Origin of the sequence: Paenarthrobacter sp. 22069 (assembly GCF_052046035.1) — a bacterium.
In the GTDB taxonomy this organism is placed as follows: domain Bacteria; phylum Actinomycetota; class Actinomycetes; order Actinomycetales; family Micrococcaceae; genus Arthrobacter.
This window is the reverse complement of sequence record NZ_JBQEQF010000006.1, coordinates 135,016-155,143: the sequence shown is the minus strand read 5'-3', so window position 1 is coordinate 155,143 and position 20,128 is coordinate 135,016. Positions and strand designations below refer to the sequence as shown.

The following is a 20,128-nucleotide window of genomic DNA, read 5'->3' as shown; positions in this document are numbered from 1 at the left end:
GGGGCCCGGCGCCTTCGTTTTGGAGCGGCAGCGTCACGCACAGTTCCGCTTTGCGCCCGCAACCAGCGAGGGGTGGGAAACTGGGAACATGAAGCTGCTCCTGATCCGCCACGGCGAAACCCCCGGCAACGTGCTGGGCCAACTGGACACTGACCATCCCGGCCCCGGGTTGACCGAACTGGGCGAACGGCAGGCAGAAGCCATGGCGCGGGCGCTTGCCAACGAACACATCGGAGCGTTGTACGCGTCAACGTTGATCAGGACGCAGATAACGGCCGCACCGTTGGCACGGCTGCACACCCTTGACGTTGAGGTGCTTGAGGGGCTGCATGAAATCGAGGCCGGATCACTGGAGAAGCTCACAGACCACGAATCCCATAAGCGCTACATGGGTACCGTGATCTCCTGGGCTGCCGGCGACCTGGACCGCCGCATGCCTGCGGGCCCTGACGGCCATGCCTTCTTTGAGCGGTTTGACGCCGCGATAGCCCGTGTTGCCCAGCGGTCTGCCCGGCACCAGCATGGGACGGTGGCGGTAGTCAGTCATGGCGCCGCCATCCGCACCTGGACCGGACTCCGGGCCGAAGGGGCAGACCACGAATTTGCTGCCCGCCATGCCCTGGCCAACACGGGGATTGTGGCGGTGGAGGGCAACCCGGACACGGGCTGGAACCTGCTCCACTGGGATGGAAGCCCCGTAGGCGGCCTCGCCTTGGCTGACCCCACTGCCCAGGACCCCATGGGGCGGGACGTGGCGTCGCCTTAGATTTTCTGACGGTGGCGCCGCGGCGGGAATACCCGCAGGGACTGGCACGGTGCATCTGGGTTCCGGCTCGCCGGTGCGACCAGGCTGGGTGCAGGCGCGGCAGGGATAAGCAGCGCCGCCATCGCCGCGGCTTGTTCAGCAGTGGGCCGTTCCCGGGGATCCATGGCTGTAACGGACCGCAGCAGGGGAACCCAGGCGCCAAGGTGGGCGGGGATGTCCGGGGACCTCAGGGTCCGGGCCACGAGGGATTCGATGGCGGTGCCGGGAAACGCTTTGGTGCCCGTGAGGAGCTCCAGCAGGACCAGGCCCATGGAGTACACATCCCAGCATGGGTGCGCCACCCCGCCAGAGGCTTGCTCCGGACTCATGTAATGGACTGTTCCGGATGAGATGCCGGGTTCGGGGGCAGATCCCGCCGCGGCCGCGATCCCAAAATCTATGATCCTGACCGGACTTCTCCGGAGACCACTCAACATCAGGTTGGCCGGTTTGATGTCGCGGTGGACAAGACCGTTGGCGTGGAGGTGCGCCAGGGCATCGAAAAGGCTCCGCGCCCAGAAGGCAACGTCAACGGGCCGCGGACTCTGCAACCGGATGGTCTCCGCCAGGCTAGCGCCGAGGGCCAGTTCCTCCACGAGGAAGGGGCGCCCGGAGTAGGGCCCGCGATGAGGCATGGCGCCCTGGGACACGAGCCTCACGATGGAGGGATGGTTCAGTCCCGACAAAACGGCTGCCTCGGTATTGATCCGCTGATGCTGCTTCCGTCCGTCCGCTGCGGCGATCTTTACCGCAACGTCAGGGCCACCTGCCAGGTCCACCGCACGAAAGACCTCAGCAGCAGATCCCCTGCCCAGGCGTTCCCGCAACTGGTATTGTCCGGCCACCAAGGCGTCCCCGCCGGCGTCCGGTTCCTGAACCGGCAGGGCGCGCGCCGCCGTTCCGGTGCTCATGCGGCGAGGACGGCCGGAAGATGTCCGGAACGGACCTCCCATGGCGTCCAGGCGTCGAGCTGGAATCCGCAGGCGCAGCGCCAAACGGGAGGAAGTTCGATGCCGCAGGCGTCACTCGGCGCAAAGGTGTAGCTGGCGCTTCCGCCTCCAACAGCCGGTGTAACGAGCTGCATGGCGGCGCCGCAATGGACCGCATGATTTCCCTGCGGCGCTGTGGTGCCGTCCAGGGTGGATTGCAGGCTGCTCGTTGGGACTTCGCCAGCCGTGCCGGGATCCGGCGGTGAAACTTCGGTAAAAGTAACCAACACACTCACGACTCCGTTGGGAAGCAACTTCGGGACAATCGTAAGCATACATATAACTAGTTGAGCTAGCTAGTCAGCCTAGTGAATTTGGTGGTCTTCCTTGTCGGAAACCTGCAGCGCCTCGGCCATTCGCTGCAGGAACTCCACGACCACCCTGGCTTCGTCGGCAGAGAGGCCCTCCGCCACTGCCATCATTCTGCGATGCATGGCACCCAAGGTCTCGCGGACCTCTTTGTCCGATTCACCAGTGGGAACAATCACGATCGAACGCCGATCGGTGGGGTGCGGTTCGCGACGAACGTGCCCGCTGGCCACCAAACGGTCAATCAGTGAGGTGGTGGAAGCGCTAGTAATGTTGAGGAATTGGCTGAGGTCCTTGGGCACAACCTGCTTGCCGGACGCCTGGACCCGCAGCAGATAGCGCAGGGCAAGAATGTCCGTTTCACCCATACCCATGGAATCCCTGGTGCTGCGGCGGATCTCCGTCTCAGCCGCCCGGTAGTCCCTGAGTGACTTCAGCACCGCTGCACTGTAGTCCAGCTGCCCGTCGGGTCCGTACCAGTAGCCGGATCCCTCGTTGCCCATAGAAACCATGCGTTTATTTTAGACCACCTGATAACTAGGCCGCCAAGTAACCTGATGGGAGCCGCGCCCCAGCGTTATCCGGGTGCTAACCGCGGGGAAACACCCACGTAACCGGCCACTCTTAGCCTTGTAAGGCATACCCCTCCGGCGAATCGAGGCAGATATGCAGACCAATCCCAGGCTGAACATCCGGCAGGTCTCCTGGTCGAACCCGGTTGGCGAGGACCTCCGCCGTGCCCAGCAGGCCGAACTCGACGCCCGCTTTGGCAGGCCTGACCACGAACCCGGTCCGCCGCCGTCGGCCGCCGACTGTGCCGTGTTCCTCGTGGCATACGACAAGGGGTCGGGGCAGCCCGTGGGCTGCGGGGGCCTGCGGCTCCTCGACTCATCGACCGCCGAAATCAAGCGCCTCTACGTGCTGCCGTACACCCGCGGCTCAGGGGTGGCCAGCTCCATTCTTGCGGCCCTGGAAGCAGAGGCATTCCGCCAGGGCATCACCCGCATCAAGGCAGAAGCCGGATCAGCCCAGCCGGACGGCCGAAACTTCTACGAGAACTCAGGGTTTGAGGCCATCCCGAACTTCGGGCCCTACGCGGGAGTGGAGCACTCGCACTGCTACGCCAAAAGCATTAACGCGCACAGCGCCGCCCAGACCGCCATGGCTTAGCGCCGGCGGACCGTCATACTCCGGACCCCGGAGTGCCGTCAGCTAATCTCGCCGTATGGAAACAGCAGACATCACCTTCCGGACCCGCAAATGGGTCAGGCCCGAGGACCTCAACGCCAACGGGACACTCTTCGGCGGCAGCCTGCTGAAGTGGATCGACGAGGAAGCGGCAATTTACGCCATCCTCCAGCTGGGAAACGGCCGTGCCGTCACCAAGTACATTTCGGAGATCAACTTTGTCAGCTCAGCGGTCCAGGGCGACTTGATCGAGATGGGCCTGACGGCCACCCGGTTCGGCCGGACCTCGCTGACCATGCGGGCTGAGGTCCGCAACATGATCACCAGGCAGAGCATCCTCACCATCGAGGAGATCGTCTTCGTGAACCTGAACCAGGACGGCACGCCCGAGCCCCACGGCTATACGGAAATCACCTACGACCGCGACCGGATTCCCACCCACCACCTCAGCGGGACCGCCATCAAGGACTGACGTCGGTCCGCGACCAACGTTTCCTTCCGGTTTACGCCGAGGTCCCCAACCGTTTTCCCGACAGGTCCAAAGTGGGAAGCCGGGCTGTTTATCGAATCGATAGCTATAACAGCCCGGTTTTCGTCATGCCCGGCTATAGGCTGTGCGGACATGCTCTGATTCCAGTCCAGAAATGAGTCCTGATCGTGCGTAAATTCCAGACTTTGGTTGCCGCCGCCGTTGCTGCCACCCTCCTCGCCGGCTGCGGCGGGGGCGCTACCCAGCCGGCTTCAACCGGTGAAGCCTCCGGGGCTCCCGCGGGAGCCTCCGGGGACACCCTGGTGATCTACACCAACTCCAACGGCGAGGGCCGGGGCGACTGGCTGGCCGCCAAGGCGGCCGAGGCCGGATTCAAGATCGAGATCGTAGGGGCCGGCGGCGCCGATGCCACCAACAAGCTCATTGCCGAGAAGAACAATCCCATCGCGGACGTCGCGTTCGGCCTGAACAACATGTACTTCTCCCAGGTCAAGAACGAGGGCGCGCTGGAGGCGTACCAGCCCGCGTGGGCGGGCGAGGTGGACAAGGGCCTGGGCGACGGGGAGACGTACTGGCCCCTGGTGAAGCAGGCCATCCTCCTGGGCTACAACTCGGACAAGATCAGCAAGGATGCCGCACCGAAGGACTGGACGGACCTGTGGACCAAGGACGAGTTCAAGAGCCGCTACGAGCGGGTCACCGGCCTGGGCACCGCAACGGCGCAGCTGGTTTTCGCCGGCATCCTCTCCCGGTACCGGGACGACTCCGGGGATCTGGGGATATCCGACGACGGCTGGAAGCAGGTTGAGCAGTACTTCAAGAATGGCAGCCCCGCAGTAGCCAAGACCGACCTGTTCGCCCGGATCGCCGCCGGCGACGTGGACATGGGCCAGATGCCGTCCTCCATCATTGCGGACCGCGAAAAGTCCTTCAAAGTGAACGTGGACACGGTCATTCCCTCCGTGGGGGTCCCGCTTGCCGTGGAGCAGATAGCCCTGGTGAAGGGCACCAAGAAGAAGGAGCAGGCGCAGAAGTTCATTGACTGGTTCGGCAGCGCGGATGTGCAGGGCGAGTTCGCGCAGAAGTTCAACTCCATGCCCGTCAACAAGAGCGCCCAGGCGAAGGCCAACCCCGAGGTGGTGGACTTCTTTGCCGGCCTGAAGCAGCAGGACATCGACTGGAACTTCGTGCAGAAGAACATGGGCGCGTGGGTGGAGAAGATCGAACTCGAATACATGACGTAACCCGTCCCGCCAGCCGCCGTTTCCGCGTTCCATCAGACAGGTTTGCCATGATCCGCTTGGAAAACATCGAAGTTACCTTTGGCGATTTCACCGCCATTCCGCACCTGGACATGCATGTCCTGCCGGGCGAGTTCTTCACCCTCCTGGGGCCCTCCGGCTGTGGAAAGACGACGGCGCTGCGCACCCTGGCCGGCTTCATCCAGCCGGCCAGGGGTACGGTCCGGGTGGACGGGAAGGATGTGACCCGCCTTCCCAGCGACAAGCGGCAGGTGGGCATGGTGTTCCAGAACTACGCCCTGTTCCCAAGCATGAGCGTATGGGAGAACATCGCCTTCGGGCTCAAGGTCCGGAAGGAAAAGCCTGCCGACAGTGACCGCCTGGTGCGGGACATTGCACGGCGCGTGGAACTCAGCGACGAGCAGCTGGCGAAGAACGTGGCCGAGCTGTCCGGCGGCCAGCAGCAGCGCGTGGCCGTTGCCCGCGCCCTGGTGCTGCGGCCCAAGATCCTGCTGCTGGACGAGCCGCTGTCCAACCTCGATGCCAAGCTCCGCCACCAGCTGCGCCAGCAGCTCAAGGACCTGCAGAGCGAGTTCGGCATCACCACCGTCTACGTTACCCACGACCAGGATGAGGCCCTGGCCATGAGCGACCGGGTGGCGGTCTTCAACAAGGGGGTGGTGGAACAGGTCGGGACGCCCCAGGACATCTACGACCAGGCCGCCACGGAGTTCGTCTGCAATTTCATTGGTGACAGCTCAGCCCTGACGCCGGACTTCGTGGCGGAGGTCAACCGACTCTCCGGGGCCGGCCTCAGCACGGATGCCAGGTCCTACCTGCGCGTGGAAAAGGCCTCCCTGGACCGGCCCGCGGACGGAGGGACCGCCGTCGGGCTTCCCGGCACCGCGGTGTCCCGGACCTACCACGGCCTGCACAGCCGATATGTGGTCCGCAGCCATGGCGCCGACATCCGCCTCCTGGTCCGCGAAGACGGCGCCGCGCACCCTGAGGCCGGCACGGCCACAACGGTCTACGTCCAGCCCAGGCACATCCTCCAGTACCATCCGGGATCCGGTGCCGCACTGGCACAGGACCGGGCGGTCGCCCTGCCATGAGCGTCAGCAACCCGGTGCGCAGCATGGCCCGCTCCCCGTTCGTCCTGGTGGTGGGGGCCATTCTCACCTGGTTCATCGCTGCGTTCCTTGTGTGGCCCAACGTCAACATCCTGATGGCCACGTTCTTCCCGGACGGCAGCTTTTCGGGCCGCGCCGCGGAGAAACTGTTCTCCTCCCAGCGGGCCATGAAGGCACTGGGCAACAGCTTCCTGCTGGCCGTGGCGCTGCCCGTCACCGTGAACCTGGTGGGCGTCTTCATCGTCCTGGTGACGCATTACTTCAGGATCCGCGGCTCCAGGATCCTGTTCCTGGGCTATGCCTCCACGTTCATCTATGGGGGCATCGTGCTGGCAGCGGGGTACAAATTCATCTACGGGGACAAGGGCATCGTCACGACGCTGCTGGTCCGGGTTTTCCCCGGAATGGACCCCGGCTGGTTTTCCGGGTTCTTTGCCGTGCTGGCGGTCATGACCTTTGCCACCACCACCAACCACATGCTGTTCGTTGCCAACGCCCTCAAAGGCCTCGACTACCAGACCATCGAGGCCGCGCGGAACCTTGGCGCCTCCACGTGGACCATCCTGCGGCGCATCGTCCTGCCCATGCTCAAGCCCACGCTGTTCGCCGTCACCATCCTGTCCTTCCTCACCGGCCTGGGCGCCCTCAGCGCCCCGCAGGTGCTGGGCGGCCGCGATTTCCAGACCATCACACCGATGATCCTGACGTTCACCAATAGCCCCACTTCACGTGACCTGGCGGCGCTGCTGGCCGTGATCCTTGGCCTGGCCACCATGGCGATGCTCGCCGTGATGTCCCGGCTGGAGAAGGGCGGCACCTACTTTTCGGTGTCAAAGGTGTCCTCCGAGCTGCAGAAGCAGGACATTGCCAACCCCGTGGCCAACGTGGCCGTGCACGCCGTGGCCTATCTCCTCTTTGCCGTCTACACGCTTCCCGTGGTGTTGATCGTGCTTTACTCATTTGCCGACGGCGCCGCCATCCAGACCGGACAGCTCTCGTTTTCCAACCTGACACTGGACAACTATGTCCGTGTCCTCACCCAGCAGTCCGGGCTGCGGCCGTTCATCGTCAGTGTGGTGTACAGCGCCCTGGCGGCGGTCATCGCCGTGGGCGGCCTGCTCTTTGTGGCGCGGCTGCTGCAGAAGTACAAGAACTGGGTGGCCTCAACGTTTGAGTACCTGCTGCACATCCCGTGGATCCTGCCGTCAGCGCTGCTGGCCCTGGGCCTAATTGTCAGCTACGACCACCCCAATCCGCTGGTGGGCGGTGCCGTCCTCACCGGAACAACGGTGATCCTGCTCATCGCCTTCGTCACGGTGAAGATCCCATTCACCCTGCGGATGCTCAAGGCGTCCTTTGCCGCCGTGAACTCTTCCCTGGAGGAGGCTGCGGCCATTATGGGCGCCAAGACGCTGTATGTCTTCCGCCGCATCCTCCTGCCCCTGGTGCTTCCGGCGGCGGCAGCCATCACGGCCCTGAACTTCAACAGCCTGCTGGACGATTACGACACCGCCATTTTCCTGGCCCATCCGCTGGTGCAGCCGCTGGGCCTGGTGATCAAGGCGAACACCGACGGTGCCGAAGGCACTGAGGGCATCGCGAACACCTTCGTCTACACGGTGCTCCTCATGGTCATCACCGGAGTGACGATGTATCTCGTGTACGGCAGGTCCGGGCGGCGGAGGAACAGGAAGCAACTGCCTGCAGCTCCTCCCGGTTCGCAGGCACCGGACCCGGGACTTCCCGGCGCCGTGGCCCCAGGTGAGGACGACGCAACGCGCCCGGCAGCTGCCGTCCGCTGACTAGTTTCCGGCGCTCTTGCCGGCGGCGGCCCTTTCGTCCCGCCGCCGGGCCAGGTCAAGCAGCCGGTCGCGCAGCGGCTGAGCCCGTTCGGCCATCGCCACCCGCATCATGGCCGCCGAAGCCCGGCTCAGTGCCCGTGTCCGCAGCCGGCGCTGCCGGTTGTAGGCGGCCAGCGCCCGCTCCTGCGGAAGACTGTTCAACAGGTCCGCCAGGGTCACGGCATCAACAAGGGATTCACAGGCCCCGCGGCCCAGGTTCGGTGTCATGGCGTGGGCTGCATCGCCCACCAACACTGCGGCGCCACGGACGTAGGACCGCAGCGGCGGCGTCGTCCAAATCCGCTGCGCGAGCGACAGCTCCGGAACCGCGGCGGCAAGGACCTGCCGGATGGCCGGCGCATGGCCCGCGAAACGCTCCCGCGCCTGCTTCAGGGCCTGTTCAACGTCTATGCCGGTGGGACCCAGGGCTGAACGCCAGCTGGCGTACCAGTTGGTTCCTCCCGGGGAGGCCGCAATCCCGAAAAGGTCACCCCGCCCCCAGTACTCCCCCACCGCATCAGGATCCACGGGCGCCGGAATGGTGCCCCGCAGTGCCAGGCAGGACGTCACCCGGGCATCTGCAGCGGGGCCCCACGCCCGCCGACGGACCACGCTGTGAACCCCATCGGCGCCCACCACCAGCCCTTCGCCGGCCGGCAGCTCCTGCACCTCGCTGGTCACCCGCCGGACGGTTGCGGGCACGGCCGAATCGAGGAGCCGCAGCAGGTCCACCCGGGACATTCCGATCAGCTCCCCGCCGTTGACGGTAAGCCACGCTTCCCCTGCGGCATTGCGGACGGATCCACTGCCAAGGATGGGGCTGACGGCCCTGGCCTGGCCAAGGATTCCGATCCGTGCCAACGCCCGCTGGGCATTGGGCCACATGGCCAGCACAGTGCCCACCGTCGGCAGCTCCGGCCGTTTCTCGTAGACCGTCACCTCGAAGCGGCCGGGCTCCAGGCAGGCCGCGAGGGCAAGTCCGGCTATGCCGCCGCCAACGATCGAGATCGTTTCCATGCGCACGAGTCTACTACTTTTGTAGTGGATTGAAAGGGAGTACCCGTAGACTGTGGCCATGCCTGATCGACGCATTCAGCTGATGGACGCCGCCCTGTCCATCGTGGCGGAGAAAGGGCTGAAGGGCCTTACCCACCGTGCCGTCGACGTAACCGCCCGGGTATCCGAGGGCACGACGTCCAACTACTACCGCAGCCGGTCAGCACTGGTCGGAGCCGTCCTGGACCGCGTGCTGCAGCTGGACGCGGAGCTTCTGCAGCACGTCGGCCCTGCCGGCCCACCACAGGACGCCGATCAGCTGGCCGGACAACTGGCCGCGATGGTGCTCGCGCTTGCCCGGCAACATTCCGGCTTGACCCGGGCCCGGCTGGCCCTGTCCCTGGACCACCCGGAGGCAGTGACTGCCGGGCATCACCTCCTGGTGGGCGGCCTGGAACAGGCGCTGGCAGGTCTGGGAGTGGCCGACGCAGCAGCGCGGGCCAGGGATGTCGCGGACTACGGCGACGGCATCCTGCTGCACCTGCTCACCGTCCGGCGGGACGAAGACCCCGACCCGGCCGCCATCGCTGCGGCGATCCGGCGCCTGCTGGGCCCCTGAACCCGGGGGGCCACCCGCCGTCGTGCTCCCGTCCTTTAGGAGGCGGCGGGCCAGCCCGTGTAAGCCTCTGCCAGGTAGGCCCTGCCGTGCCGGGACGAAACCACGGAGTCCAGTTCCCCGAGCTGGCGCGCCCGGGAGAAGTCGTCGGCGTCAGCGGGCGTGTGCAGCATGCTGGTCATCCAGTAAGAGAACTGCTGGGCCTTCCACACCCGTGCCAGGGCGCGGTCGCTGTAGGACTCGAGGAGCCGGTCCGAGCCGGAGTTGTAGTGGCTGTCCAGGCCCTCGAAGAGCACCTTGACGTCGTTGATCGCCAGGTTCAGGCCCTTGGCGCCGGTGGGCGGCACCGTGTGCGCCGCATCGCCGGCCAGGAACAGGTTGCCATGGCGCATGGGGGCTTGGACGAAGCTACGGAACGGCAGCACCATCTTCTCCAGGACGGGTCCTTCCTTGAGTTCGAACCCGTTGCCGTTGACCCGGCGGCGGAATTCGGCCCATATCCTGTCATCGTCCCATTCGGTCACGTTTTCCTTGGGGTCGCACTGGAAGTACATCCGCTGCACCGTCTCGGTGCGCTGGCTGATCAGGGCGAAGCCGTTGGCCGAGTTGGCGTAGATCAGCTCGTCGGAGCTGCGCGGCGCCTCGGCCAGGATGCCGAACCAGGCGAAGGGGTATTCGTGGAAGTACCGCTTGCGGCGTGCCTCGGGAATCTGTGCCCGGCAGTGGCTCCGGGAACCGTCGGCGCCCACGAGGAAGTCGGCCTGAATCTCAAATTCCACACCCTCGGCGTCCGTGAACCAGACCTTGGGCCGGCCTTCGAGATCGTGGACGGAGGTATCGGTGACGCTGTACCGGACGTCGCCGCCGTCGTCCTTCCTGCGTGCGGCGAGGTCCAGGAAGACGTCCGTCTGCGGGTACAGCCATACGGACTCCCCCACCAGGTCCTTGAAATCGATCCGGTGGCTTTCGCCGTTGAACCGGAGTTCGATACCGTCGTGCCGGTCCCCGTCGCGCAGCACCCGGTCCGACACGCCGCTGTCCACCAGCAGGTTGACCGTGCCGTGCTCGAGGATCCCTGCGCGCACGGTGTGGGCAATCTCCTCGTGGCTGCGGATCTCGATCACCGTGGATTCAATGCCCGCCTTGGCCAACAGATGGGAAAGCATGAGCCCGGCGGGGCCGCCGCCCATGATGGCCACCCGGGTGCTGATGATTTTTCGTGCCATGATCTGTTCTCGCTTCGTTGCGGGTTCCGCCAGGACGCTACCGGAACGGTTCGTCTGCCCATCAGTGTGTGGGAAAGGACGTGTCCGCCCTTACAGTGATTCCGTTGAATGGATCGGGGACCAGTTGCCGGGCGATGCCGCGGGCGGCCGTTTGCAGCGCGGGGACGAGCGCCTGCAGGCGCATCTCCCGAAGGGGAACAACGACGCCGAGAGACGCCACCGCCCGCTGGCGGCGGCTAAGGACGGGCACGGCTATGCCCCAGGTGTCCGGATCCACCACGCCCTTGAGCTGGGCGAAACCCTGCTGGGAGGTTTCGGCCAGCAACTTCCGGACCTCACCGGCGGTGAGCTTCCCGTCCGGATCGGTGAACCCGCGAAGGTATTCCTCCTGCACCTGCCTGTCTTGATGGGCCATCAGGGCTAGCCCGGCCGAGGAAATGTGCACGGGCATCCTGCCCGCCACCTGCGCACGGTTGGCCACCGAGCCGCGCCTGGACAGCCGCTCCACGAAGAGCGCCTCCCAGCCGTCCAGCACGGCCAGGTTCACGTTCTGGTGCAGGACCTGCTGGATGTCCTCCATGAACGGCATGGCCGCCTGGCGCAGGGCAAGCGCGGGCGACGCCCGGTTCACCAGCTCCCACAACCGGAGTCCGGGCCGGACCATGCCTCCCGGCGCTGCCTCCAGCAGGCCGTGGGCGGCAAGTTGGCCCACCAGTCGGTGCGTGGTAGTCAGCGGCAGGCCGGCCCGCTGCGCAAGTTCACTGAGCTGGAGTGCATTGACGTCGTGTGGGAACGCCGAAATCAGGCGGACGATCCTGTCCACCACCGAGTCCCCGGATTGTGAGTTGGCCACCGCCGCACCTTCCATTGAATGGGAAGTCCAGCGTACCGCGCGCGGGCCCGCTTAGGGCGGTCAGGCCGGCGTCGTCCCCCGCCTGATGCGGCGCCATGCGCGCGGGGCCAGCACCACGGCAATGCCGACGACGGCGCCGATCACCGTTTCGATGATGCGGTCCCGCAGCAGGATGGACGGCGAGGCAGGGACCACCAGGAGCGTCGACACCAAGGCAAGGGGCGTCACGAAAACCTGGGCCAGCAGGTACTGGCGGATGATGAACATCTCGGCGCCGAACTGGCAGAGCGCCATCACCAGCACCGTCTGCCACGGCTGGAGGCCTACCAGCAGGACCGCAGCCAGGACCAGCAGGCCCAGCACGGTGCCGATGATTCTTTGGAGGCCGCGGCGCACCCGGTGCCGGGTGGTGTGGCCCACCAAGGGGACCACGGCGGCCACCATGGCCCAGTAGTTGTGCCCGAATCCCAGGCGCTCCCCCGCCCACGTGGCAAGGGTGCCGGCGAGGCCGGCGGCCACCAGGTAGCCGAGGCCCTCCAGCCAGGCTGCACGCTTTTCAGCCGGGGTGCGCCGGATGCGTGGCGGCCGGGCCCAGGGCGTGCGGTGGCTGGGAAGGATCCGGGACGAGAAGCCGATGAGCAGGGCGAACACCGTGGTGAGGACCGCCACCAGCATGCCCTGCCACAGCGGAGGCTGGTTGGGAATGGAGGCGATGGCGGCGAAGGCGAAGATGTGGAAGAGCGAACCGGCAGGGCGCAGCCGGAGCCAGGAGATGGCCACGGAACACGCGCCTGCCACCAGTGTGGTGGCGAGGACCAGAAACCAGGTATGGATGGCGGCGTCCAGGCCCCACGCCGGACCCATGCGGGCCGCGAGCGCTGCCAGGAGCATGACCAGCAGCATCAGCAGCCCGGCCCGCAGCTGCAGGGCAAAACGGACGGCGTGCGGTTCGCCGCGGCCGTAGATCCCGGTGAAGGCGCCGAAGGAAGCGAAGATGGCCAGATCCAGCCGGCCGAGCAGCACCAGCGTGATCAGGGGCACGAAGACGCCCACGGCACACCTGAATGCGGGGTGGTGGTCCTTGTTGCCGGGGCCAATGCTGAACATCTCAGCAAACATCTTCACGGGCAGCGCCTTCCTGGGGTCGATTCTGACGGGCGGCCGCGCTGACGTTCCCGGTAAATCCTACGGGGCGGCCCCCGGAAGGCCCGCGGCGCGTTCCCATGAATGGAATGCAGGGGCAACGCGGAGGAAACAGCGCGGCACGATGCTGGTCTTATGAAGCCTCCTCCCCAGAACACGCCCGCCGCGGAACTGCGCTGTGAGGTCTGCGGCCTGATGCCGGAGCCGCCCAAGGCGCGGCTGACCCTGGCGAACGTTGCTGTGATGCTGCCCATCGAGTTGCTGGTCCACGCCCTGGTGGTGGAGACCCATCTTCCCTATGTGGCCAAGGTGGTGGTGCTGGCCCTGACCGCGACCGTCCTGGTGATCTGGGTGGCCGAGCCGTCGGCAGCCCGGATCCTGCTGCGCTGGCTGCACGCCCCGGCCCTGCGGCACCGGCGGCAGCTGGCGTCGGCTCCGTCGCTGTGGCGGGCGCGGACGCTGCTCCGTGACCAGCCCGGTTCGTTGCAGCGGATCACAGCAGCGCTGGCGCGGTTGGACACCAACATCCTGAGCATTCACGTCCACCCTGTGGCGGACGGCGTCCTGGATGAGTTTGTCCTCTCGGTGCCTGGGGAGGTGGGCGAGCGGGAGTTGCTGGCAGCCCTTCGCGACGGCGGGGGCGCCGGATCCCACGTTTGGCCCACCACCGCCCTCGCCATGGCTGACGGACAGACCAGGGCACTCAGCCTGGCAGCGCGCATCGCTGCCACCCCGGACGAACTGCCCCTGGCTGTGGCGGAGCTGCTGCAGGCACGGATCGTGCCCCCGTCGGACGCCGGGGCAGAAGGGCCCGACGACGGGACCCGCCTTAAGATCCCCACGGCATGGCATGGTCCCATCACTTTTTCCCGTCCGGGCGAGCCGTTCACTCCGGCCGAATCGGCCCGGGCACACCGCCTGGCGGAGCTTGCCGAGATCCTGGCCTACCGGCCCGAAGATTCCCGGCCGAGCTAGCCGCGGCGGTCACAATCGGTTGGAAGCGCCCCCCTGCGGGTCCTTTGGGAAAAACCCTTGACAGTGGCGGGAGTCACTTCTAGCTTTGATTTTGGGATCCCAATTTGGGATCCCAAAAATGAGGGTCTGCTCCACGCTCCGGATCGTCCAGCGGCTCCTCTCTCCGCAGGCAGGCCCAATCATGCCCGCCACGCACCACGCATCTTTTCGAACCCTCCCCATCCGTAAACTTCCCCGTGAAGGAGAAGCTGTGTCCATCCCAAACACTGAAACAACGGCCACGTCCGACGAGGCCACACCCCTGACCACCGAACAATCCGGAAAGGGCGGCACGCAACGGCGCACTGCCGTCCGCTGGAAGCTCTTCCTGCTGCTCCTGGTCCTGGTGTCCGTCAACTACATCGACCGCGGATCCATCTCCGTCGCGCTCCCCATCATCCAAAAGGAATTCAACCTGCCGCCCGAACTCGTCGGCCTGCTGCTCTCCGCGTTTTTCTGGACGTACGCCCTGATGCAGGTACCCGTCGGCTGGCTGATCGACAAGTTCGGTCCGCGCAAGGTCATGACCGCCTCCTGCCTCGGCTGGGGCGCGGCCACGGCAGCATCCGGCATGGCGGGCGGCTTCCTGAGCATGTTCATTGCCCGCCTGGGAATCGGCGTGACCGAGGCCGGGGGTGATGCCGGCAGGCGGCAAGCTCAATGCCATCTGGATGCACAAGTCCGAACGCGGCCGCGGCGCCACCATCCTTGACGCCGGCGCACCCTTGGGCGCAGGCCTGGGCGGCATCATCATCGCGGGCCTCATCGCGTCCACCGGCAGCTGGCGCTGGTCCTTCGTCATCGCCGGCGCCGCCACGGTCCTCATGGGACTCGCCGTATGGTGGTACGTCCGGGACAATCCCCGCCAGCACCGCGGGGTCAACGAGGCCGAAGCCTCCTACATCGAAGCGTCACACGCTGCCGAGGACGCAGAAGCAGCCGTGGACGGCAGCAAGGGCAAGCGCGGCCTGCTCCCCTACCTCAAATTCCGCTCCTTCTGGGCCATGTGCCTGGGCTGGCTGGGCTTCAACGGCGTCTTCTACGGCCTGCTGACCTGGGGCCCGCTGTACCTGGCCCAGGCCAAGGGCTTCGACCTGAAGACCATCGGCTGGTCCACGCTGGTCATCTTCGGTGCCGGGTTCGTCGGCGAAATCATCGGCGGCACCATCGCCGACAAGTGGCGCGCATCCGGCGCTTCCGCAAACCTGGTCATGCGCACCCTCCTGGGAATCTCCAGCGCCGTGGTGATCGGCGGCCTCGTGGGTGTCACTGTGGTCCCGGATGCCACCACCGCTGTGGTCCTGCTCTCGATGGTCCTGTTCTTCCTGCGCTGGGTGGGCCTGTTCTGGAGCATCCCCGCCATCCTGGGCGGCCGCACCAATGCCGGCGTCCTGGGCGGCGCCATGAACCTCAGCGGCAACATCTCCGGCTTCGTTACCCCCATCGTGGTGGGCCTGATCGTAGGCGCTACCGGCTCTTACACCTGGGCGCTGCTGTACTTCGTGGGTTCCGCCGTCATCATGGGCGCCTCCGTCCTTACCTTGAACTACAACAAGCGGCTTCCTGTCTAAGCTGACCCTCGCAGGGAAACCTGCAACCAACGCCCCCGCAGCCGGGAGCGGTGCCCGCACAAAATCCGAATGGAGCATCATGCTGACCGCAGAAGAGACCCAGGACAAGGAACGCCCCCTCCGCGAAACTGTCCGGGACACCCTCCGCACCCGGATATTCGAAGGACACTACGCTCCCGGCACGCGGCTGGTGGAACGCGACCTGGCCGCAGAATTCTCTGTCTCCAGGCTGCCGGTGCGCGAGGCCCTGCGGATGCTCCGCCAGGAAGGCCTTATCAGTGACCGCGGTGCCCGCGGTGCCGAAGTCAGCAGCCTCAGCCCCAAGGACGTGGAGGACCTCTTCGACGTCCGACAGTCCCTGGAAGTCCTGGCCTGCCGCCTCGCCGCCCGGCGGGCCACCAAGGAGGACCTGGCCTACCTCAAAGGGTTGCTGGACAACGCCGGGGCCTTCCTGGCCAAGGGTTCGGTCATGGAGGCGCACCGGGCCAACAGTGAATTCCACGACGCCATCACGGCCATCGCGGACAACAACTTCCTCAAGTCCGCGCTGGAACCCCTTCAGGGCCGGATGCACTGGCTTTTCCGGCACGTCAGCGACCTGCCCGAACTCATTCAAGAACACCGCGAGCTCTACGCCGCCATCGCCAGCGGCGACCCGGACCGGGCAGCAGCCCAGTCCGCATCACACATTGGAAAATACCGGGACCAGTTCCCCGAGGACTTCCAGAAGACCGAACCAGAATTCCACCGGAAGAGAAAATGAAACTCCTGGTCATCAACCCCAACATCAGCGCCGATGTCACAGCACTGATCGAATCCGAGGCGCTCCGCTCCGCCTCCCCCGGCACCGACCTGCTGGTCAGGACCGCGGGCCACGGCGTGGAATACATCGAGACCCGCTTCGAGTCCCTGGTCGCCGCCGGCGCTGTGGCCGAGATCATCGCCGAGCACACGCGCCCCGGAGCAGAGCCGGTGGATGCGGTAGTGGTGGCGGCCTTCGGCGATCCCGGCATGCCGGCCCTCAAGGAACTGGCCGACGTCCCTGTCATCGGCATCACCGAGGCCGCACTGTGCGCAGCAGCCCTGCAAGGCCACCGGTTTTCCATCATCGCCATCTCGGACCGGATCAAACCCTGGTACCGCGAGGGCGTTGAGCAGTTCGGCCTGGCCGGAAGGCTCGCCTCCATCCGATCCATCAATGACACCCTCACCGGCATCGCCTCCGTCCAGCAGGACTTCCGCGAAACCCTGCTGGCACTCAGCCGGCAGGCCGTGGCAGAGGACGGAGCCGACGTCGTCATCCTCGCGGGTGCCCCGCTGGCCGGGCTGGCCCGGGAACTCAAGAGAGAAATTCCCGTCCCGGTGGTTGACGGCATTTCCGCCGGCATCCGCATGGCGGAGGCCGTGGCCGCACTGCAGTCCGGAACACACCGCGCCGGCGCCTTTGCCCCGCCCCCGGCCAAGGACCGCATGGGCTTGTCCGCCAGCCTGGACGCGGCCCTTGCCGCCCGCCAGGAGCATGCCGGAACCCCGCAGCCCACAGCCTAAGCCAGACTTCCCCCGACCCAGGAGGACACCGATGTCCCACCCAGCAGACCTGGTCATTGCCAACGCCACGATCGTCAACAGCACCGGCCGCCAGGAAGCCCACATCGTGGTTTCCGGCGGACGGATCATAGCCCTTGTCGACGCCGCCCAGCCAGCCCCCGCCGCGGACCACACCATCGACGCCACAGGCAAACTCGTCATCCCCGGCGGTGTGGACGGCCACTGCCACGTCGCGCAGGTGACCGGCCGCTTCCGCACCCTCGACGACTACCGGACCACGTCCACCGCGGCCCTGTGGGGCGGCACCACCACCATCATCGACTTCGGCATCCCCCGCGACGCCCAGGAATCCCCGCTCGCCGCCGTCCTGCACAAGAAGGAACTGGCAACGGAGTCCCGCTGCGATGTCGCCCTCCACGGTGCCGTCATCAGCTGGGACGAAACGGTGCCGTGGCAGCTGGAGCAGCTGGCCGCGGAAGGCGTCCGCTCGGTGAAGATGTACACCACGAACCGCGGCACCACCATGGCAGACGGCGGCACCATCCTGAAGGTGATGCGGGAAATGGTCCGGCTGGACGGGCTCACATACATCCACGCCGAGCACGATCCCATCATTGCCGACTGCACCGAACAGCATGCCCAGGACGGCCGGATCGGCATCGAGCACCTGCACCGGACCCGGCCCGAGCTGGCCGAGGAGATCTCCGTGAAAGAGACCCTGGCCATGGCCGAATACACGGGCGCGCCGGTCTATTTCGTCCACCAGTCCACCCCGGGCGCCGTGGACATGGTGTCGCAGGCCCGCGACCGGGGCGTCCGGGCGTACTCGGAAACCTGCCCGCACTACGTCACCCTGGATGACTCCGTGTACGCCTCCACCTTCCCGGAGTGGTTTGCCTGCTGCCCGCCCATGCGCAGTGCCGAGACCGTGGCCGCCCTCAAGGAACGGCTGGTCTCCGGAGCCATCCACACCATGTCCTCCGACCACTCCTGCTACGACCTGTCCCAGAAGCGCGAACGCACCGATGACGTCCGCGCCATGCCGCATGGTTTGCCGGGCGTGGAGACCCGCATGCCGGTCACCTTCACGGCAATGACGTCCGCAGGCGCCACCGTTGAGCAGTTCGTCAGCGCCTTTGCTGCCGAACCCGCCCGAATCAACGCCGTCCCCGGCAAGGGCCGGATTGAGGAAGGGTTTGACGCCGACCTCGTGGTCTTCGATCCGGCCGAGGAACGGACGGTGGACGGCACAGCCCTGCACATGGGAACTGATTTCTCACCATTCGATGGGCAGGCACTCACGGGCTGGCCCGCCGTCGTGGTTTCCAACGGGCGGGTGGTCCTGGATGCCGACGGCTTCCACGACCCAGGCGCAGTGGGCCGCTTCATCAACCGCAACGGCTTCCGGCAGCACCAGACCGCCGGACTGGAAGCCTCCAACCTGCCCGCCGCCATCGCCTAGGAGCCGACCATGCCCGCCACTTCACGCCCCCGCCGGATCGGCATGATCGTGCCGTCCTCCAACACCTGCCTGGAACCCCAGACGTACCGCATCCTCGGCGGCCGCACCGACGTCACGGTGCACTTCACCCGGATCCCGGTCACCCGCATCGCACTGGACGACTCCTCGGACCGGCAGTTCGATCCAGCTGTCATGCATGCCGCCGCACAGCTGCTGGCGACGGCGGATGTTGACGTCATTGCCTGGAATGGGACGTCCGGTTCGTGGCTCGGTTCGGCCCATGACCAGGAGCTGGCCGATGGGATCACCGGGGCCACCGGGATCCCCGCCACCACGTCCACCCTTGCCTACCTTGAAGCTTTCCGAACCTTCGGCACCGAACGGATCGGCCTGTTCACGCCGTATACGGAGGACGTGAACCGCCAGGTCATCGCTTCCTACGAGAGGGAAGGGATCAAGACCGTGGACCACCGGGCCCTGGGCCTGAGCGACAACGAGTCCTTTGCCCGGGTCACGGACGACGAGATGCGGCCGGGCTCCCTGGAACTCGCGGCCGCGGCCCCGGACGCCCTGGTCTACCTGTGCACCAACCTGTACGGGGCCAATATCACGGCGGAGATCGAGGAAGGGACAGGTGTTCCGGTCCTGGATTCCGTAGCGGTCACCCTGTGGCACGCGCTGAAACTGGCAAGCGCGCCACTGCTGGAACCGCGGTGGGGGCGGCTGCTGGCTTAGCGCAACTACATCTGGGGCTGTTACATCCGCAGGGTCAGGGCACCGGGCTCCATAGTCATGAGCACGTGCTTGCCCTCGCCTTCGTGGTCGCCGTCCAGCTGGTAGTCGTCCTTGTGCTCCAGGGTGATCTCCACGGACTTGCCCTGGAAATACTCCACCGCGGTGTCTTTCCCCCGGCCCTTGCCGATCATCCCTGCCACCACAGAGAGCCAGCCCAGCTTGCCGTGGTGCGGTGCCAGGACTGCGATGTCCAGCAGCCCGTCATCCACCTTGGCGTCGGGGAAGATCTCCAGGCCCCCCTGGACCTTTCCGCAGTTGCCCACCATCACGCTGCGGACACCACGATGCACCACGGACTTCCCGTCGATCACCACGGTTGCCTTGACCGGTTTGCCCGGCAGGTTCCGGATGCCCGCGTCCACATAGGCCAGCCAGCCCACCTTGTCCTTCAGGTCCTCGTTGGTGTCCGCCATGATGGTGGCGTCGTATCCCATGCCGGCCATGACCAGGAAGAGCTGCTCCTGGTCCGGATCGCTGCGCCGGGCACGGACAACGTCGATCTTCCGCTCGGCGCCGATCAGGGCCCCGGCCATGGCGCCGTCGTAGTCGGTCACGTCCATCCCGAGGTTGCGTGCCAGCAGGTTTCCGGTTCCCAGGGGCAGCAGTCCCATGGGGGTGTCGCCGCCGGCCAGGACCTCGGCGACGCACCGCACGGTGCCGTCACCACCGGCAGCGATCACGATGTCCGCACCCTGGGCCAGCGCCTCCTTCGCCTGGCCGACACCGGGATCCTCCTTGGTGGTTTCCAGCCAGATGGCCTCGCCCCAGCCGTTTTCCACGCAGTGCTTGGCCACCAGGCCGCGCACGTCGATATCCACCGGTTTGGCGGGGTTGACGATGATGGCGGCGCGCTTGGGTGAAGTGGAGCTGATGTCAGTCATGGCGTCCTCTGATGGCGGATGGAAAGC

21 protein-coding genes are annotated in these 20,128 nt (G+C 66.2%); 14 read left to right on the top strand and 7 right to left on the bottom strand.

The features are described 5' to 3' along the window. Positions 1-88 precede the first annotated feature (88 nt). Positions 89-766, top strand: a complete 678-nt coding sequence (locus tag ACTJK0_RS06840; RefSeq protein WP_440744746.1) for a histidine phosphatase family protein — start codon at positions 89-91, stop codon at positions 764-766. Here the strand turns inward: ACTJK0_RS06840 and ACTJK0_RS06835 are convergent. Continuing rightward, positions 763-1,716: a serine/threonine-protein kinase gene (locus ACTJK0_RS06835; protein ID WP_440744711.1), complete on the bottom strand. Its 954-nt coding sequence runs from the start codon at positions 1,714-1,716 to the stop codon at positions 763-765. The two genes, ACTJK0_RS06840 and ACTJK0_RS06835, sit on opposite strands and share 4 nt — an antisense overlap. A gap of 383 nt (positions 1,717-2,099) precedes the next feature. Further along, a complete protein-coding gene (locus tag ACTJK0_RS06830) occupies positions 2,100-2,615 on the bottom strand; it encodes a MarR family transcriptional regulator (RefSeq protein ID WP_110545489.1) in 516 nt (171 codons plus the stop codon). Between the two features lie 154 nt (positions 2,616-2,769). Here ACTJK0_RS06830 and ACTJK0_RS06825 point away from each other — a divergent pair, with 154 nt between their 5' ends. The 5 genes from ACTJK0_RS06825 to ACTJK0_RS06805 all read left to right on the top strand — a co-directional run bounded on the left by ACTJK0_RS06825 (position 2,770) and on the right by ACTJK0_RS06805 (position 7,957). Continuing rightward, positions 2,770-3,273, top strand: coding sequence for a GNAT family N-acetyltransferase (locus ACTJK0_RS06825; protein ID WP_110545490.1), 504 nt, complete (start codon positions 2,770-2,772; stop codon positions 3,271-3,273). A 55-nt stretch (positions 3,274-3,328) separates the two neighbouring features. Beyond that, positions 3,329-3,763 (top strand): hotdog domain-containing protein, encoded by a 435-nt coding sequence (locus ACTJK0_RS06820; protein WP_110545492.1) that lies wholly within the window; start codon positions 3,329-3,331, stop codon positions 3,761-3,763. A 185-nt stretch (positions 3,764-3,948) separates the two neighbouring features. Beyond that, the gene (locus ACTJK0_RS06815; protein ID WP_440744710.1) at positions 3,949-5,025 is read left to right on the top strand and encodes an extracellular solute-binding protein; all 1,077 of its coding nucleotides are present in this window, start codon (positions 3,949-3,951) and stop codon (positions 5,023-5,025) included. Positions 5,026-5,072: 47 nt separating this feature from the next. Next, positions 5,073-6,137 carry an ABC transporter ATP-binding protein gene (locus tag ACTJK0_RS06810; RefSeq protein WP_440744709.1) on the top strand — a complete coding sequence of 355 codons (1,065 nt, stop codon included), beginning with the start codon at positions 5,073-5,075 and terminating at the stop codon, positions 6,135-6,137. Beyond that, positions 6,134-7,957 carry an ABC transporter permease gene (locus ACTJK0_RS06805; protein ID WP_440744708.1) on the top strand — a complete coding sequence of 608 codons (1,824 nt, stop codon included), beginning with the start codon at positions 6,134-6,136 and terminating at the stop codon, positions 7,955-7,957. The genes ACTJK0_RS06810 and ACTJK0_RS06805 overlap by 4 nt, the downstream gene beginning before the upstream one ends. Here the strand turns inward: ACTJK0_RS06805 and ACTJK0_RS06800 are convergent, their stop codons facing one another. Continuing rightward, positions 7,958-9,013, bottom strand: coding sequence for an FAD-dependent monooxygenase (locus ACTJK0_RS06800; protein ID WP_440744707.1), 1,056 nt, complete (start codon positions 9,011-9,013; stop codon positions 7,958-7,960). It abuts the gene before it with no gap. 58 nt (positions 9,014-9,071) lie between these two features. Here ACTJK0_RS06800 and ACTJK0_RS06795 point away from each other — a divergent pair, with 58 nt between their 5' ends. Next, positions 9,072-9,611, top strand: a complete 540-nt coding sequence (locus tag ACTJK0_RS06795; protein WP_110545495.1) for a TetR family transcriptional regulator — start codon at positions 9,072-9,074, stop codon at positions 9,609-9,611. 35 nt (positions 9,612-9,646) lie between these two features. Here the strand turns inward: ACTJK0_RS06795 and ACTJK0_RS06790 are convergent, their stop codons facing one another. From ACTJK0_RS06790 to ACTJK0_RS06780, 3 genes are all read right to left on the bottom strand, one after another. Continuing rightward, the gene (locus ACTJK0_RS06790) at positions 9,647-10,834 is read right to left on the bottom strand and encodes a 4-hydroxybenzoate 3-monooxygenase (RefSeq protein ID WP_110545497.1); all 1,188 of its coding nucleotides are present in this window, start codon (positions 10,832-10,834) and stop codon (positions 9,647-9,649) included. 61 nt (positions 10,835-10,895) lie between these two features. Then, positions 10,896-11,687 carry an IclR family transcriptional regulator gene (locus ACTJK0_RS06785; protein WP_440744706.1) on the bottom strand — a complete coding sequence of 264 codons (792 nt, stop codon included), beginning with the start codon at positions 11,685-11,687 and terminating at the stop codon, positions 10,896-10,898. A gap of 60 nt (positions 11,688-11,747) precedes the next feature. Next, positions 11,748-12,812 carry an FUSC family protein gene (locus ACTJK0_RS06780; RefSeq protein ID WP_440744705.1) on the bottom strand — a complete coding sequence of 355 codons (1,065 nt, stop codon included), beginning with the start codon at positions 12,810-12,812 and terminating at the stop codon, positions 11,748-11,750. A gap of 153 nt (positions 12,813-12,965) precedes the next feature. Between ACTJK0_RS06780 and ACTJK0_RS06775 the strand changes: the two genes are divergently transcribed. The 7 genes from ACTJK0_RS06775 to ACTJK0_RS06745 all read left to right on the top strand — a co-directional run bounded on the left by ACTJK0_RS06775 (position 12,966) and on the right by ACTJK0_RS06745 (position 19,160). Beyond that, positions 12,966-13,805 (top strand): ACT domain-containing protein, encoded by an 840-nt coding sequence (locus ACTJK0_RS06775; protein ID WP_440744704.1) that lies wholly within the window; start codon positions 12,966-12,968, stop codon positions 13,803-13,805. Between the two features lie 250 nt (positions 13,806-14,055). After that, positions 14,056-14,556, top strand: coding sequence for an MFS transporter (locus ACTJK0_RS06770; protein WP_440744703.1), 501 nt, complete (start codon positions 14,056-14,058; stop codon positions 14,554-14,556). Continuing rightward, entirely contained in the window at positions 14,483-15,415 is a 933-nt protein-coding gene (locus tag ACTJK0_RS06765) for an MFS transporter (RefSeq protein ID WP_440744702.1), read from the top strand. The genes ACTJK0_RS06770 and ACTJK0_RS06765 overlap by 74 nt, the downstream gene beginning before the upstream one ends. 79 nt (positions 15,416-15,494) lie before the next feature. Beyond that, positions 15,495-16,178 carry a GntR family transcriptional regulator gene (locus ACTJK0_RS06760; RefSeq protein WP_110545503.1) on the top strand — a complete coding sequence of 228 codons (684 nt, stop codon included), beginning with the start codon at positions 15,495-15,497 and terminating at the stop codon, positions 16,176-16,178. After that, a complete protein-coding gene (locus tag ACTJK0_RS06755) occupies positions 16,175-16,963 on the top strand; it encodes an aspartate/glutamate racemase family protein (protein ID WP_440744701.1) in 789 nt (262 codons plus the stop codon). Before ACTJK0_RS06760 ends, ACTJK0_RS06755 begins: the two co-directional genes overlap by 4 nt. A 31-nt stretch (positions 16,964-16,994) precedes the next feature. Then, positions 16,995-18,425 (top strand): amidohydrolase family protein, encoded by a 1,431-nt coding sequence (locus ACTJK0_RS06750; RefSeq protein ID WP_440744700.1) that lies wholly within the window; start codon positions 16,995-16,997, stop codon positions 18,423-18,425. A 9-nt stretch (positions 18,426-18,434) separates the two neighbouring features. Further along, a complete protein-coding gene (locus tag ACTJK0_RS06745; RefSeq protein WP_110545508.1) occupies positions 18,435-19,160 on the top strand; it encodes an aspartate/glutamate racemase family protein in 726 nt (241 codons plus the stop codon). A gap of 20 nt (positions 19,161-19,180) precedes the next feature. Here the strand turns inward: ACTJK0_RS06745 and ACTJK0_RS06740 are convergent, their stop codons facing one another. Further along, complete coding sequence (locus tag ACTJK0_RS06740; RefSeq protein ID WP_110545509.1) at positions 19,181-20,101, bottom strand: diacylglycerol kinase family protein; 921 nt, start codon at positions 20,099-20,101, stop codon at positions 19,181-19,183. Positions 20,102-20,128 lie beyond the last annotated feature (27 nt).

Coding starts and splice junctions, on each gene's coding strand:
- ACTJK0_RS06790 (WP_110545497.1), bottom strand. CDS start 10,834: ATGGCACGAAAAATCATCAGCACCCGGGTGGCCATCATGGGCGGCGGC.
- ACTJK0_RS06740 (WP_110545509.1), bottom strand. CDS start 20,101: ATGACTGACATCAGCTCCACTTCACCCAAGCGCGCCGCCATCATCGTC.
- ACTJK0_RS06840 (WP_440744746.1), top strand. CDS start 89: ATGAAGCTGCTCCTGATCCGCCACGGCGAAACCCCCGGCAACGTGCTG.
- ACTJK0_RS06755 (WP_440744701.1), top strand. CDS start 16,175: ATGAAACTCCTGGTCATCAACCCCAACATCAGCGCCGATGTCACAGCA.
- ACTJK0_RS06745 (WP_110545508.1), top strand. CDS start 18,435: ATGCCCGCCACTTCACGCCCCCGCCGGATCGGCATGATCGTGCCGTCC.
- ACTJK0_RS06830 (WP_110545489.1), bottom strand. CDS start 2,615: ATGGTTTCTATGGGCAACGAGGGATCCGGCTACTGGTACGGACCCGAC.
- ACTJK0_RS06775 (WP_440744704.1), top strand. CDS start 12,966: ATGAAGCCTCCTCCCCAGAACACGCCCGCCGCGGAACTGCGCTGTGAG.
- ACTJK0_RS06810 (WP_440744709.1), top strand. CDS start 5,073: ATGATCCGCTTGGAAAACATCGAAGTTACCTTTGGCGATTTCACCGCC.
- ACTJK0_RS06765 (WP_440744702.1), top strand. CDS start 14,483: ATGCCGGCAGGCGGCAAGCTCAATGCCATCTGGATGCACAAGTCCGAA.
- ACTJK0_RS06820 (WP_110545492.1), top strand. CDS start 3,329: ATGGAAACAGCAGACATCACCTTCCGGACCCGCAAATGGGTCAGGCCC.
- ACTJK0_RS06800 (WP_440744707.1), bottom strand. CDS start 9,013: ATGGAAACGATCTCGATCGTTGGCGGCGGCATAGCCGGACTTGCCCTC.
- ACTJK0_RS06835 (WP_440744711.1), bottom strand. CDS start 1,716: ATGAGCACCGGAACGGCGGCGCGCGCCCTGCCGGTTCAGGAACCGGAC.
- ACTJK0_RS06795 (WP_110545495.1), top strand. CDS start 9,072: ATGCCTGATCGACGCATTCAGCTGATGGACGCCGCCCTGTCCATCGTG.
- ACTJK0_RS06750 (WP_440744700.1), top strand. CDS start 16,995: ATGTCCCACCCAGCAGACCTGGTCATTGCCAACGCCACGATCGTCAAC.
- ACTJK0_RS06825 (WP_110545490.1), top strand. CDS start 2,770: ATGCAGACCAATCCCAGGCTGAACATCCGGCAGGTCTCCTGGTCGAAC.
- ACTJK0_RS06805 (WP_440744708.1), top strand. CDS start 6,134: ATGAGCGTCAGCAACCCGGTGCGCAGCATGGCCCGCTCCCCGTTCGTC.
- ACTJK0_RS06760 (WP_110545503.1), top strand. CDS start 15,495: ATGCTGACCGCAGAAGAGACCCAGGACAAGGAACGCCCCCTCCGCGAA.